This window comes from Bradyrhizobium sp. BR 10289 (assembly GCF_019455385.1).
Taxonomy (GTDB): domain Bacteria; phylum Pseudomonadota; class Alphaproteobacteria; order Rhizobiales; family Xanthobacteraceae; genus Bradyrhizobium.
In genome coordinates, this window is sequence record NZ_JACOFR010000002.1 from 345,832 (window position 1) to 359,446 (window position 13,615).

General features: G+C 63.8%; 10 protein-coding genes. 7 read left to right on the forward strand and 3 right to left on the reverse strand.

Annotated features, from left to right (window positions below):
- The first annotated feature begins 204 nt into the window (after positions 1 to 204).
- Positions 205 to 1,167 (forward strand): hypothetical protein, encoded by a 963-nt coding sequence (locus HYH08_RS05145; RefSeq protein ID WP_220008663.1) that lies wholly within the window; start codon positions 205 to 207, stop codon positions 1,165 to 1,167.
- 398 nt (positions 1,168 to 1,565) lie between these two features.
- Here the strand turns inward: HYH08_RS05145 and HYH08_RS05150 are convergent, their stop codons facing one another.
- The gene (locus HYH08_RS05150; protein ID WP_228747540.1) at positions 1,566 to 1,955 is read right to left on the reverse strand and encodes a response regulator; all 390 of its coding nucleotides are present in this window, start codon (positions 1,953 to 1,955) and stop codon (positions 1,566 to 1,568) included.
- Between the two features lie 99 nt (positions 1,956 to 2,054).
- Between HYH08_RS05150 and HYH08_RS05155 the strand changes: the two genes are divergently transcribed.
- The 4 genes from HYH08_RS05155 (at position 2,055) to HYH08_RS05170 (ending at position 7,392) form a co-directional block, all read left to right on the forward strand.
- Positions 2,055 to 3,062, forward strand: coding sequence for a chemotaxis protein CheB (locus tag HYH08_RS05155; RefSeq protein WP_220008665.1), 1,008 nt, complete (start codon positions 2,055 to 2,057; stop codon positions 3,060 to 3,062).
- 9 nt (positions 3,063 to 3,071) lie between these two features.
- Positions 3,072 to 3,377, forward strand: a complete 306-nt coding sequence (locus tag HYH08_RS05160) for a hypothetical protein (protein WP_220008666.1) — start codon at positions 3,072 to 3,074, stop codon at positions 3,375 to 3,377.
- Positions 3,378 to 3,478: 101 nt separating this feature from the next.
- A complete protein-coding gene (locus HYH08_RS05165; protein ID WP_220008667.1) occupies positions 3,479 to 6,646 on the forward strand; it encodes a CheR family methyltransferase in 3,168 nt (1,055 codons plus the stop codon).
- Positions 6,646 to 7,392, forward strand: coding sequence for a Crp/Fnr family transcriptional regulator (locus HYH08_RS05170; protein ID WP_220008668.1), 747 nt, complete (start codon positions 6,646 to 6,648; stop codon positions 7,390 to 7,392). Before HYH08_RS05165 ends, HYH08_RS05170 begins: the two co-directional genes overlap by 1 nt.
- 225 nt (positions 7,393 to 7,617) lie before the next feature.
- On the opposite strand, the gene HYH08_RS37860 is transcribed toward HYH08_RS05170, so the two are convergent.
- Positions 7,618 to 8,241: a hypothetical protein gene (locus tag HYH08_RS37860; RefSeq protein WP_220008669.1), complete on the reverse strand. Its 624-nt coding sequence runs from the start codon at positions 8,239 to 8,241 to the stop codon at positions 7,618 to 7,620.
- Positions 8,242 to 8,659: 418 nt separating this feature from the next.
- Here HYH08_RS37860 and HYH08_RS05180 point away from each other — a divergent pair, with 418 nt between their 5' ends.
- A complete protein-coding gene (locus tag HYH08_RS05180) occupies positions 8,660 to 9,274 on the forward strand; it encodes a TetR/AcrR family transcriptional regulator (RefSeq protein ID WP_220008670.1) in 615 nt (204 codons plus the stop codon).
- Between the two features lie 72 nt (positions 9,275 to 9,346).
- Positions 9,347 to 10,207 (forward strand): DMT family transporter, encoded by an 861-nt coding sequence (locus tag HYH08_RS05185; RefSeq protein WP_220008671.1) that lies wholly within the window; start codon positions 9,347 to 9,349, stop codon positions 10,205 to 10,207.
- A gap of 18 nt (positions 10,208 to 10,225) precedes the next feature.
- Here the strand turns inward: HYH08_RS05185 and HYH08_RS05190 are convergent, their stop codons facing one another.
- On the reverse strand, positions 10,226 to 13,378 hold the full coding sequence (locus tag HYH08_RS05190; protein ID WP_220008672.1) for a GAF domain-containing hybrid sensor histidine kinase/response regulator: 3,153 nt from the start codon (positions 13,376 to 13,378) through the stop codon (positions 10,226 to 10,228).
- Between the last annotated feature and the right edge of the window lie 237 nt (positions 13,379 to 13,615).

Here is a 13,615-nt window from a genome sequence, read left to right on the forward strand (position 1 = left end):
ACAGCGGTTAGAAAATCCGTGGCGGGCGACCCGTCATTGTGTGGGCCTCAACCAAACAGTTGATGTGCGGCGCGCGATCTTCCTCCAGTTTTGCGCAGCGCGGAACGAATGGGAAGATGCGCGTCAAATGACTGATTGCCGCTCCCGGTAGGGAACGCGGCCCCGTTACGTTGTCCAGGCCTCCGCGCGTGAGCGATTGATTTCATGCTGTTCGTGGAAAGGCATTTCATGAAAAAGACTATGCTGTTTGCCGGCCTTACGCTTGCGCTCGCGGCGTTGACGACAACGTCCGCCGCCGGAGGAGCAGTCTACATTTCGCGGACCGGGAGTGACAGCGCAAGTTGCGTGCCGACGCAGCCGTGCGCCTCGATGGGCAAGGCCCTCTCGGTCGCCGGCGTCGGCGGCGAGATCATCTGCATGGACAAGAGCCCCTATGGCGCCGGGTTCACTATCCAGCAATCGGTCACGATATCCTGCGCCGACGGTCTTTGGGAGGCTCCCACAGGGTTCATTTTTATCAACCTCCCCGCTGGCGCGATCGTATCCATCGAAGGTCTCACGCTCGACGGTACGGGAGCTTCCGGAACCGCTATCTTTTTTTCCGGTCAGGGAAGCCTCCAGCTTCACCGCGCTCGCATTGGCAACAACCCCGGCTCGAGCTCTTCCGGTCTGCTTTTCGCGCCCAATGGGCCTGCGAAACTGCAAGTGAGCGACTCCGTTTTTTATGCCAACGGCACGGGTACCGGGGGTGGCGTCGTGATCAACCCGCAATCTGGCGGCACCGCTCAGGTCGCGCTCGAGCGCGTCAGCGTCATCGGCAACGCATTCGGCGTCGCCGCAGACGGCAGCCGCAGCACGGGCGGCGTTAACATGACGATTGCGGACAGCATGATAGCCGGCAACTCCCAGGACGGCATCGTCGCCACGACATCCAACGGCGGCGCTCCGATCGGCGTCTATGTCAAGAACACCAAATCGGTGACCAATGCCATTGGCATTCGGTCGATCGGACCGAACGTGACAGTGCGCGTCGACGGCTCCTCCGTCATCGGAAACGGTACCGGTCTGAGCTTCTCCGGAGGCGGCCTACTGGCCACCTACGGGAACAATGCCGTCAGCGCCAACGGCAGCAATGGCGCATTTTCCGGATCAATCCCGCTGCAGTAGCGAGCGGCTCGAATCCAGCAATAGAACGCGTGTGCCGCTGACTTCGCGGGCTGGCCTGATCGCGTCCCGATCGCTCGATTCCGCGCGAGCGAAATCGCGCCGGCGATTCACATAGCCTAATGCGCACGGTGCCGCGCAGCGGCAAAATCGCCGCCGTGCAAGAGGGCCGTGAGGACGATGGATCGCGTCGAACGGGTTTTCGTAGCAACCGCGGCCACGGGCTTTCTGGTCATGCTTGGGGCGATTCTATGGATGATCCTGAGCTGACGGACAAGGGCGCCACGCTCCTGCGGCTGGCCCTGCCCTATTGCGCGATCATCCTCTGCCTCGCCCTGGCCCTGTGGCTGACCTGGAGCCGCCTGCTCTAGGCGGATTGGCCGCGCTCCCGACCAAGCGCGTTACGTTCGACTCTGGCCGATCAATCCCGCCAGACCGCGGATCATGGCTGCGATCTCGATCGGCTTTTCCCAGAACGGCACGTCGTGAAACTCGGGAGCAATGCTCACCTTCTCGTAGCCCGTGGTGAACACGAACGGCACCCGGCGCGCACGCAGCTCCCGCGCGATCGGAAAGACCATCTCGCTGCGAATGTTCACGTCCAGCACCGCGCCATCGACGATCAAACCGTCATCGAGGATGCGCAGCGCGTCCTCGAGCTCGCCGACCGGTCCGGCCACATCCGCGCCGCGCGAACGAAGCGCCCGGCTGATGTCGTCGGCGAGGAAATACTCGTCCTCGACGACGAGAACGCGCCGTCCGGACAGCAGGGCACGGTCACGAGACAACATTGCCGATGCCAGCATGTGTCCTCAGGCCTCCGAAAGAGTTTGGAACATACGGCGAAAGGCCGCCTTGGTGCAAACGCAACACAAGGTAGCGGGTTCCCGATGAGCAACCGCGACATCATCGTGATCGGCGGCTCGGCCGGCTCCACGGCACCGCTGAAGCAGATCCTGGCGGCGCTGCCGCTCGACCTGCCCGCCGCCATCTTCATCGTTCTGCACATCCCCGCACAGGGCATCGGCATCCTCTCGACGGTTGCCGCGGCGGCCGGCAAGCTGCCGGTGCATCAGGTGACGGACGGCATGACGTTCCAGCGTGGTCACGTCTATCTGGCGGCGCCCGACCACCATCTCCTGCTGTCCGGCAATCACATCCAGCTCGGGCGCGGCCCGCGCGAGAACATGGTCCGCCCGGCCATCGACGCCCTGTTCCGGTCGGCCGCACTGCATCACGGCCCCCGCGTCATCGGGGTCGTCCTCAGCGGATTGCTGTCGGACGGCGCCGCGGGTCTGCATGCCATCAAGCGGTGCGGCGGGATGGCGCTGGTTCAGGACCCGACTGACGCGATTTCGCCGGAGATGCCGCAGCGCGCTCTGGAGGCAACGATCGCCGACCTCTGCGTTCCCGCAGCAAAGCTCGGCGACGTCCTGTCCGAGCTGACCCAGCAGGCACCTGGAGCAGCGCTGCCGGTTGCTCCGGATATCCGCCTGGAAGTCGAAATCGCCGCCGGCGAACGACTTGGCGCAACGAGCCTGGCGCGGATCGCCGATCCGGCGGCCCTCACCTGCCCCAGCTGTGGCGGCGTGCTGTCCGCCGTGAAGGATGGCCATCCCATGCGGTTTCGCTGCCAGGTTGGCCATGCCTATACCGCCGATGCCCTCGCCAAGGAGCAGGAAGGCCAGGTCGATGAGGCGCTGCGGGTCGCGCTGCGGATCATCGAGGAGCGCGCAGAGCTGGTGCAGCGGATGGCCGAGGATGGCCGGCGGAGCGGCCGGCGGGCGGTCGCCGAAATGTACGAGGCACGCGCTGCGGAATATCGCGATTATGCCGACATGATCCGGCGCGTCGTGCTACAATCGCTCGATCCCGCGCTCCCGCGGCAAGAGACCTGAGGCATCGCCGTGGCCATCTCGCTTGCCGAACGAACCGAGCAGCTCCTCGCCGAGCAGCGTCTTCTGGTCAAGGCCGATGCCGACATCGATGAAGGCTGGCAGCGGATCCGTAACCAGGAGGATCTGGTGCGGGAGCTTCAGGCAGGGGGTCACGACTCCCGGCAAGCCGAACGGCTGGTCGAGTCGCTCAAGCAGACCTTGTTGGAATGGGAGCGGCACCGCACGCTGATCGTTCAGCGCGTCAAGTATCTCCAGAGCGAGGTCGGATCCGGACCTCCGCCGCGCGTTGATCACGCACCCATCGCCCGCGGATGACGACCGAAGGCTCTCGCCTTTTTGCTGTTGGGATGCCCTAAATCTCTGCTATTGCACGGACTTGTATTTTCTGATCCGGGATCAAGAGAGTAGCGGCCATCATGGATGAAGTCGGCAAGGCGCCGGGAGTTGCGGAGCGTCAGGCCAAGGCCCCATTGATCATCGGCGTTGGCGCGTCGGCCGGTGCGATCGACAGCATCGAGCGCTTCTTCGCAAAGCTGACGCTGGCCGATGATCAGGCCATCGTGCTCGTGCTGCAAAATCGCGAGGCGCTTTCCGACCAGCGGCTGCACGCGCTGATCCGGCGTGCCGAGGGCGCCGCCCTCTCCGACATCAGCGACGGCACCGCGGTCCAGGGCGGGACGATCTACCTCAGCCCTGTCGCCATGATCACCACCCTCCAGGGCGGCCGCCTCGCGGTGCGGAAGGCCGAGCAAGGGCCCGGCGAGCGCGCAACCATCGACAGCTTCCTCGTCTCGCTCGCCGAAGAACGCGCCGAGCAATCCATCGGCGTGCTGCTGAGTGGAACCGACGGCGACGGCACGCTGGGCGCGGCCACGCTGAAGGACCATGGCGGGCTGGCGATCGCGGAAAAGGTCGACGAGGAGGAATCCGAGCACCTGATCGACAGCAGCAAGCCTGCGGCGATCGCCGACTATGTGCTGTCGCCGGAGGACATTCCGGAACACATCCAGGTCTACGCGCGCCATCTGCGCCGCCTGGAGGAGAAGCAGGGTTTTGACGAGGTGCTCGCGGCCGCCGCCACCTCGCTGTCGCGCATCGCGGACATTCTGCGCAGCAAGACCGGCAACGATTTCCACGGCTACAAGCAGAACACCTTTCTACGTCGCGTGCAGCGGCGCATGCAGGTGGTGCAGATCGAGGAGATCACCTCCTATGTCGACTTCCTCAGGAACGACAAGGACGAGGCCCAGCATCTCTTCAACGATCTTCTGATCGGCGTCACCGAGTTCTTTCGCGACAAGCGCGAGTTCGAGGTGCTTGAGACCCAGATCATTCCCAAGATCTTCGAAACCAAGAGTGCCGGGCAGCAGGTTCGCGTCTGGGTGCTCGGCTGCGCCACCGGTGAGGAAGCCTATTCGATCGGCATCCTCTTGCGCGAGCATATGGCGACGATGGACTCCGCTCCGCAGGTCCAGATCTTTGCAACCGACATCGACGGACGAGCGCTCGCCACCGCCCGCGTCGGACGCTACCGCACCAATATCGAACAGGACATGAGCCCGGAACGCCTGGCGCGCTGGTTCGTGCGCGAGGGCGATACCTATTGCGTGGTGAAGGAGCTCAGGGAGATATGCATCTTCTCCCAGCACAACGTGATCAAGGACGCTCCGTTCTCGAAGCTCGATCTCGTCTCCTGCCGCAACCTGCTGATCTATCTCAACGCCGAGCTCCAGAACCGCGTCATCCCGCTGTTTCATTTCGCGCTGCTGCCGGACCGTTACCTGTTCCTCGGCAATTCCGAGAACGTCACCCGCCATTCCAAGCTGTTTGCGCCCGTCGACCGCCGCGCCCGCATCTTCAAGAAGCTCGAGACCGGCACGCGGCTGCCGCCCGAATTTCCGATCGCGACCTCCGCCGGCCGCGCGCCGGTCGAGCTGGCCCCGGTCCGCTCCTTCGGTCCCGACGTCGGGCTGGAGCGCCGGGCGCAGCGGATCGCCGAGCGTTACGCGCCGGCCTATGTCATCACCGACGATCATTTCCAGATCCTGCATTTTTCCGGCCGCACCGGGCGCTATATCGAGCCGACGGCGGGGGCCGCCTCGCTCGATCTCCTGCAGCTGGTCCACCGCGATCTTCGGCTGGAATTGCGCACGGCGCTCAGCCGCGCGGCCGAATCCAACGAATCCGCGCATGCCGAGCAGGTTCAGCTCGGCGTCAACGGGCACCGGATTCTCGTCGACATCACCGTCGAACCCATCCAGGAGGGTGCGGACGGCCATCGCAATTTCGTCGTGCTGTTCAAGGACGCACCGGCGCGTGACCCTGAGGCACGCGACAGCAACCCGAGCACGCTGGTGCGCACGGAGCATGTCGAGCGTCTCGAAAGCGAGTTGCGGGCGACCCGCGAACGCCTGCAGGCGACCATCGAGGAGCTCGAGAGCACCAACGAGGAGCTGAAATCCTCCAACGAGGAATACCAGTCGCTCAACGAGGAGCTGCAGTCCGCCAACGAAGAGCTCGAAACCTCGCGCGAGGAATTGCAGTCGGTCAACGAAGAGCTGACCACGGTGAATGGCGAACTGGCGCACCGGGTGCAGGAATTGACCCGCGCCACCAGCGACCTCAAGAACTTCCTCGAAAGCACGCAGATCGCGACGGTCTTCCTCGACAACGATCTCCGCGTCATGAACTTCACGCCTGCGATCACCCAGATCCTGCATCTGGTCGAGACCGACGTCGGCCGGCCGATCGCGCACATCAAGGCGCGCATTCCGATCGAAGAGCTCTATGACGACGTCCGCCGCGTGCTGCGGACGCTCGCCAGCGCCGAGCGCGAGCTGACCGCACCCGACAGCGGCACGCGCTATATCGTCCGTATCCTGCCCTATCGCAGCATCGACAATTTCATCGCCGGCGTGGTCATCACCTTCATCGACGTGACCGCGATCACGCGCGCGGAAGAGCGGCAGCGGCTTCTGCTGGCCGAACTCCAGCATCGCGTGCGCAACACGCTCGGCGTGGTGCGCTCGATCGCCCGCCGGTCGGCCGAGACCAGTTCCACGGTCGAGGAATATTCCGCGCATCTCGACGGCCGGCTGAACGCCTTCGCGCGAACCCAGGCGCTGGTGACGCGCGACCCCGAGGGCGGCGTCGATCTCGAATACCTCGTCATCGAGGAACTGCTCGCCTACAATGCCCGCGAGGGCGAGCAGATGCGCGTGTCCGGTCCCGCCGTCCGCTTCCAGCCGAAGGCAGCCGAGACCTTTGCGCTCGCGATCCACGAATTGGCCACGAACGCGCTCAAATACGGCGCGCTCGGACAGCCGACCGGGCGCCTCGAGATTTCCTGGCGCATCGACGAGGCCGCCGATCCCCCGCAATTGCTGTTCGACTGGCGCGAGCGAGGCGGACCGCCCGTCCAACGGCCGACGCGCAAGGGCTTTGGTTCGGAGCTTCTCGAGCGTACCATGGCGTTCGACCTGAAGGGGCAGACGACCATGACCTTCAATGGGTCGGGGCTTCACTGCCAGATCGTCATTCCTCTCATCAAACGAACCTTTCACACGCCTTCGATGGACGGCTGATGCGCTCGCAGGGCACCGATGGAGGTCTCGCACAGGCGGTCATACGCCGCTTCAACGTGTTGCGGCCATTGTCCGAGAGCGCCGTGGCGGCGCTCGAGCAAGCCGTTCTCGAAGGCTTGTTTCGGGCGGGTCCGGGCGAAGACCTGGTTGCCGAAGGCGATCAGATCGAGAGCGTCCGGATCGTGCTTTCGGGCTGGCTGTTCCGGCACAAGACGCTCGAGGACGGTCGGCGGCAGATCGTCAATTTCATCCTGCCCGGCGAGACCTGCGACGCGCACGCTTATCTGCTGCCCAGCATCGACCATTCGATCACGACGGCAACGCCGGTCGCTTACGCCGAGATCAAGCGGGTCCGTTTCGAGAAGCTCATGGCGAGCGAGCGCACGCTGGCCGAAGCGTTCATGTGCGAGACGCTGCTGAACAATGCGATCCAGCGCGAATGGGCCATCAACCTCGGACGGCGGGTCGCGCTGGAGAAGGTGGCTCACCTGTTTTGCGAGATCTACGAACGCCTTCGTCCGGTGGGGCTCGTTGAGGGCAATTCCTGCAGCTTTCCCGTCACCCAGATGGATCTGGCAGACGCGACCGGCCTGTCCGTGGTTCATCTCAACCGCACGATCCAGGAGTTGAGGGCGACCGGCTTGATCACGCTGCGTGACCGTACGCTGACGATCAGCGATCTCGACGCCCTCAAGAGCGCGGCATTGTTTTCGCCGACCTATCTCCAGCTCTACCGGCGGGCCTAGCGCCCTTCTCCCGCAAAAAAAGCCCCAGCACCTGGGGTATCTTGGATCGAGTGCTGGGGCAAAGGCGCCTGCCGCTGTTTGAAAACCAGCAGGACGGCGCATTATCGGATTTTTCCAGCGCTGCGCATTATCGCAGGTGAATCTCGCGCGGCGCGGGATGGACGGCGGAGCCTGGAGCCGCGCTCTCGCAGCAAACCAAACGGCATGAAGGCTCCACCCATTAACCTATTGAAATGCTGGAACCTGACGCGCGCCCGAAGCTTCCGATGTTGCTGGCTCGGACTTCTCCCGAACGGCAGCCGAAGGCCCCGGCGCCACCTCCCTGCCGGGGCGGCTACTCCTCATTTTGGACATAAGCCGGAAGTGACCAATGACTGCCAAACGCAATCGAAGGAAACAGACACAATCGCTGCAGGAACGACTGATGTCATTTGCCAGCAGCGCTCGCGAAAGCGCCCGCCAATTACCAGCGGGCAAGGAGCGGGAGTTGCTGCTCAGGCGCGCCAACCAGAGCGAGATCACCTCCAGTCTGACCGACTGGCTGAGCGCGCCAGCCCACCAGAGACGGGCAAAACGATGATGCAGACCGTCAAGCACGATCGCGCATTCCAGCTCGACCCGGACGGCTAGGTCTTCGGCTGCATCAATCTCGTCTGCGGCGACGACGAGGACGCCAAGCGTCAGGCAGCCGCGCTCGTGCTGGTCCATCGCATCGAGTTGTGGCGTCTCGACAAGCGGATCGCGCAGGTCGACCGGCCCGTCGATACCGGCGAACTGCAGATCGCGAGCTAGAGCACGATCCGGAAAAGTGCGAAGCGGTTTTCCGGAAAGATCATGCGCAAACAACAATCTCGAGCGCGTTGATGATTCATCCCGATCTCATCGCGCTTGAGTTCCGCGGCCTGTCCAGATCAGCCGTGCGCAGTTCGGGCACTGATACACGTCGACGCGCTCGGTGGGCTGTCGCTTCGAGATCGACGATCTGAACGTTGCGGGGATGTTGCAGTCTCGACAGTCCTGCGACTTCGGCTCGTTCACCGGTTCTTGCATCTGCCCCCCGATGGCTGGGTTCTCGATGCGCGGGACATTAGTCGATCCCGATACCTTCCGAAATAACATGGGACACGCCGTGGTCCGGAACCCTCGCAGCAAACTCGGCCTCGTCCCGAGGGCCCGCCGTGGCGGGCGTCCCGAAGGACGGCCGCAAGCGAGCTGCCCGCCCTATCTCCCCTTGCGCTTTAAAGACCGATCAGTCTATATATCGACCATGAGCCGCCAGACCCCAGCGCCGCAGCCCCGCGGCCGCCCGAGAGGCTTCGACATCGACGCCGCCGTCGAACGCGCGATGGGCGTGTTCTGGTCGCGCGGCTATCACGCCACCGCGCTGCCCGACCTGCTTCGTGCGACGAAGCTGTCGCGTGGCAGCCTCTATGCGGCCTTCGGCGACAAGCACTCGCTGTTCCTGCTCGCGCTCGATCGCTACATTGCCGATGCCGTCGCGCGAATGGATGTCGAATTCGCCTCCGCCAGAGAGCCGATCGACGGCCTCCGCGCCTTTCTCGGCGGCTATGTCGAGCGCACCAGCGGTGCCAACGGCCGGCGCGGTTGCCTTCTGGTCGCCACCGCCATGGAGCTGGCCGGCCAGGATGCCGAGGTCGGCCGTCGCGTCGCGGGCTTCTTCAGTGCCATGGAGACCCGGGTGGCGGCCGCACTGTTCCGAGCGAGGACGGGAGGCCAATTGGCCGATGGCGTCGAGCCATCAAGTGCCGCCCGCGTTCTCGTCTGTTTCGTCGAGGGGCTGCGCGTGGTCGGCAAGACGGCGCCGACGCGGACCGCATCGCAAGCCACCGCTGACGCGTTGCTCGACCGCTTCTTAAGGTGACAACCGCACCGACACCCTCGCACCATCACCGCGTCGATATCTAGACCGATTGGTCTCGAAAGAAAGAATGCCATGTCGGTGATCCAGATCGTCTGCGCGGTCGCGGTGCCCCTGCTCTGGGGCTATCAGTTTGTGGCCATCAAGGTAGGCGTGACCGAGTTTCCGCCGCTGTTCTTCCTCGCACTGCGCTTCCTCGCCATCGCGCTGCTGCTCGTTCCTTTCGTCAGAAGGCCGATGCGCCGGCAGATCGGCCCCGTGGCAGCGATCTCGCTCTTCCTGGGCGGACTGAATTTCGGGCTGTTCTATGTCGGTCTCGGGCTCGGCTCCGGCACCATGTCGGCGATCGCCTATCAGCTCGCCACCCCCTTCACCGTCCTGCTCGCCTGGCCGCTGCTCGCGGAAGAACCGTCTCTCACCACGTCCGCCGGCGTGGTGCTGGCCTTCGTCGGCGTGGTCGTGCTCGCGGCGGAGCCCGGCCTGTCGGCAAAACCGCTTCCGCTGCTGCTTGTGGTCGGTGCGGCTCTTGCATTCGCGATCTCGAACGTCCTGACGAAACGTTACGGGCCCTTCGATCCCCTGATGCTGATGGGGTGGTCGTCGCTGCTCACTGTGCCGCAAGTCCTGGTGATGTCGCTGCTCCTTGAACATGGACAGCTGGCAAGCCTTGTCACGGCGGATGGTCATGGTTGGCTGGCGCTCGCCTACACCATCTTCATCGGTGGAATCGTCGGGTTCGGCCTCTGGTTCTGGCTGATCGCCCGTTGCTCCATGGGCCGCGTCGCCCCCTTCGGCCTGCTGCTTCCGGTGTTCGCCCTGATATCGAGCGTGCTGTTCCTCGGTGATGAGGTGACGCCGAAAATGATTGCCGGCGGGCTGCTCGCGATCTCCGGCGTCGCCATGACGCAAGTGAGACCGGGTGCTCGGACAAGCTGATCTCCGGACGCGCGTGGACTAGATGATCTCGTCAAGCAAACCGCGGACCTTGGCCGCGAGATCTTCGATCGCGAAGGGCTTGGTCAGCAGGTGCTTGCCGGCGTCGAGGACACCATTGTGAACGATCGCATTGCGCGTATAGCCTGTGGTGAATAACACCTTCAGCCCGGGATGTCGCTTCAACAGCTCGGCCGCGAGATCGGCTCCGGTCATCCCCGGCATCACGACATCCGTGAACAAGAGATCGGGAACAGGCCCTTCCTCGACCTTTCTGATCGCTTCCTTCGCACCGGCCGCTTCGATGACGGTGTAGCCGAGGTCGCGCAAACTCTCGCAAGAGATGCTCCGGACGCGCTCATCGTCCTCTACGACGAGGATGGTCTCTTTCTGAAGACTTGCACCGGGGTGCGCGGCCCCTTGCGAGGGATCCGGGATGGTCGCGTCGCCCACGAGGCGCGGCAGGTAGATCTTGACGGTAGTGCCGACACCGACCTCCGAATAGATCTTCACGTGCCCGCCCGACTGTCGCACGAAACCGTACACCTGGCTGAGGCCAAGTCCGGTGCCCTTGCCGACTTCCTTCGTCGTGAAAAACGGGTCGAAAACCCGCCCCAGCACGTGGTCTTGTATGCCGACGCCATTATCCGTCACCGCCACCAGAACGTACTGGCCCGGCGTCAACGCGTACTCGCGCGCATATTTCTGATCGATCGAGTAATTGCTGGTTTCGATGGTCAGCCTGCCGCCTCGTGGCATGGCATCGCGGGCGTTGACCGCGAGATTGAGCACCGCGCTTTCCAATTGGGCCGGGTCGACTCTCACGCGCCAGAGGCCGGCCGCCAGAACTGTCTCGAGACTGACGAGCTCGCCAAGCGAACGGTCGAGCAATTCGCTCATCCCACCGACCATCCTGTTGATGTCCACGACCTCAGGCGCAAGCGGCTGCTGGCGCGAGAATGCCAGCAGTCTTTGCGTCAACGTGGCTGCACGGTTCGCGCCGTCAATGGCGCCGTCGATGAAGCGGTCGATATTGACCTCCCCCTTGCCGAGGCGCCGCTTGGCGAGATTCAGACTGCCGATGATGACGGCAAGCATGTTGTTGAAGTCGTGGGCGATACCTCCTGTCAGCTGTCCCACAGCTTCCATCTTCTGAGCCTGCCTCAGCTGCTCCTCGGCCTTCATGCGCTCGGCGATCTCGTCGGCAACCCGGCGCTCCAGGTCGCTGTTGAGCGTCTGCAGCCGCGTCAGGAGACGTGCATTCTCGATGGCCGTCGCAGCGTGACCAGCGATGCCGAGCAATGCGGTCTCATGCTCCGTCTGAAACTTGCCCGTTTCAGGATGACCGAAGAACAATCCGCCGAGAACTTCGCCCGCGCGCGTGACCACGGGAACGGCCAGATAGGATCGGACAGGAAGGTGCCCTTCGGGCATGCCGCTTCGCGGCGCATTCTTGCCGTAACGCGGATCCCGCAGGATATCGTCGGACCTCACCACCCCCATTCCCTTGAACGTGGGTTCGAAGACTGCGGTGTTTCGCGGCATCGGGAAGTTTTCGAACGCGGATCGCGGCACACCGGACAGCGCATAGAGCATGTAGCTGCCGCCGTCCGGGGTCAGGACGTTGTAGAAGAAGGCGCCAAACTGTGCGCCAGACAGCTCGACGCCCGCATCCGTGACAATCTGAACGATCTTTTCGAGGTCGCGTTCGCGGGCCACGGAAGCGCCGGTATCGTTCAGGATTCGAAGATGGCGCTCGGACTTCTTCTTCGCGGTGATGTCCAGCACCGTGCCGATGAACCGGACAGCCTTGCCGTTGGAGAAGATCGTATCACCCGTGGCGGCAACCCAGCGCTCGACGCCGTCCTCGATGCCGATGGTTCTGTATTCGATGTTGTAACTTGCGGGAGAATTTGGCGCGAGGGCGTTGGAGACGGCTTCGTGCGTGCGCTGACGATCCTCCGGATGCAATCCCTTCAGGAAGGTCCCCTCGTAGCTCACCTCCGCCTGCGGCGACAAGCCGAACAGCGCCTTGCAGCGGCTATCCCATCGCAGCAAATCATTGACCGGGTCGTAGTCCCAGGTGCCGATGCCGGCCGCGGACGTCGCAAGGCTCAAACGTTCGGCGGCCTCCCGCGCCGCATCGTCGGATCGAACTCGCTCGATATGTGCCCAGGATCGTTCGGTCACCTCGCTGAGCAAGGCGAGTTCGCGCGGGGCCCACCGATGCGGCCCCCGATGATGGATCGCCATCAAAGCCGTCAGCCGCCCCTCTTTCACAAGCGGCATGCAGATCGTCGATCCGATGCCGATGTTCTGGAAAGTGGCCGCTTCCTCCGGCGCAAGCTCCTTCAGATTGTCGTTGATGATGAGAGGCCTGCCCGCGCTCAACTCCTGGACGGCCTTCTTGCCGAAATCAGCCAGACTGTAGTGCCCGAGGATATGCGTCGCTCCGGGGGCGGCCCAATCGCCCCTGATCGTGAAGCCGTCCTCGTCGGGATCCATATCGGCATAGGCGCAACTCGACACGCCCAGATGCTCACCGAGCATTCTGGTCGTCACCGCCAACACGCCGTCTGCATCACGCGTTCTGGCGGTCTCCTTGTTGAGAAGGTCCAGGAAGATCAGCCGGGCCTGACTCTCCCGCACGGCCATCTCTGCGCGGCGACGCTCGACGGCGGTGCGGGTGCGCTCAGCGACCTCCCGGATCAGCTCCAGCTCTTCCGAGCTCCATTCGCGCGGCGTCGCATTGTTGAGATAGAGGAGAGCCACGACCCCGTCGGGCTCGGAGATCGGCATGTTGACAAGTGCGCGCGCCGATATGGCCTCGAGCGCACCAGCGCGGTCGCCGACACGAGGGTCCTTCTCCGCATCGGCACAGATGACGGTGTCACCCCGCTTCAGGTCTTCGATGTAGCTGCCATAGTCACGGAGTTGCAGGACGCCGGCCAGGCTGGAAATGCCCGGCGCGTTCCAGTCGCGGGCGATCGTGATGGTCTCGGCAGTGGTATCGACCGTGCCATAACCCGCCCTGCTGACGTTCAGACTGCGGCCGAGGAGCTCTGCAGCGGCGTAGGCGAGATCGTCCGGATCGCCGATCTCTCGGATGTAGTCGCCGAGCGTTGCCAGGACGGCGTTGCGATCGGCCGGGCGTGCCCCGGTCGCTATCGTCATCGGCCTGCCCCCGACACCTTCTCATCTCCCAAAGCTGTGGCGATATCCAGTTTTCGCGTTGAGCTGTCCGCGTCTGTGAAATCCGAGATCATGCCGCGAGGCTATCCCTGCCTCGCTTAACTCTATGAGAGCATTTAGGTTCCTGGACTCCGAGATGTCACCATGGCTCGAAGTTGCTCGGGGCTGACGGGCCTGGCGGTGACGTGGAGCACGGCTCAAATCATCCTGCGCCTTGTC

Bases quoted from the DNA above. Each gene is read 5' to 3' on its own strand.
- HYH08_RS05165 (WP_220008667.1), top strand. From the start codon at position 3,479: ATGGATGAAGTCGGCAAGGCGCCGGGAGTTGCGGAGCGTCAGGCCAAG.
- HYH08_RS05145 (WP_220008663.1), top strand. From the start codon at position 205: ATGCTGTTCGTGGAAAGGCATTTCATGAAAAAGACTATGCTGTTTGCC.
- HYH08_RS05155 (WP_220008665.1), top strand. From the start codon at position 2,055: ATGAGCAACCGCGACATCATCGTGATCGGCGGCTCGGCCGGCTCCACG.
- HYH08_RS05185 (WP_220008671.1), top strand. From the start codon at position 9,347: ATGTCGGTGATCCAGATCGTCTGCGCGGTCGCGGTGCCCCTGCTCTGG.
- HYH08_RS05150 (WP_228747540.1), bottom strand. From the start codon at position 1,955: ATGTTGTCTCGTGACCGTGCCCTGCTGTCCGGACGGCGCGTTCTCGTC.
- HYH08_RS05190 (WP_220008672.1), bottom strand. From the start codon at position 13,378: ATGACGATAGCGACCGGGGCACGCCCGGCCGATCGCAACGCCGTCCTG.
- HYH08_RS05180 (WP_220008670.1), top strand. From the start codon at position 8,660: ATGAGCCGCCAGACCCCAGCGCCGCAGCCCCGCGGCCGCCCGAGAGGC.
- HYH08_RS05170 (WP_220008668.1), top strand. From the start codon at position 6,646: ATGCGCTCGCAGGGCACCGATGGAGGTCTCGCACAGGCGGTCATACGC.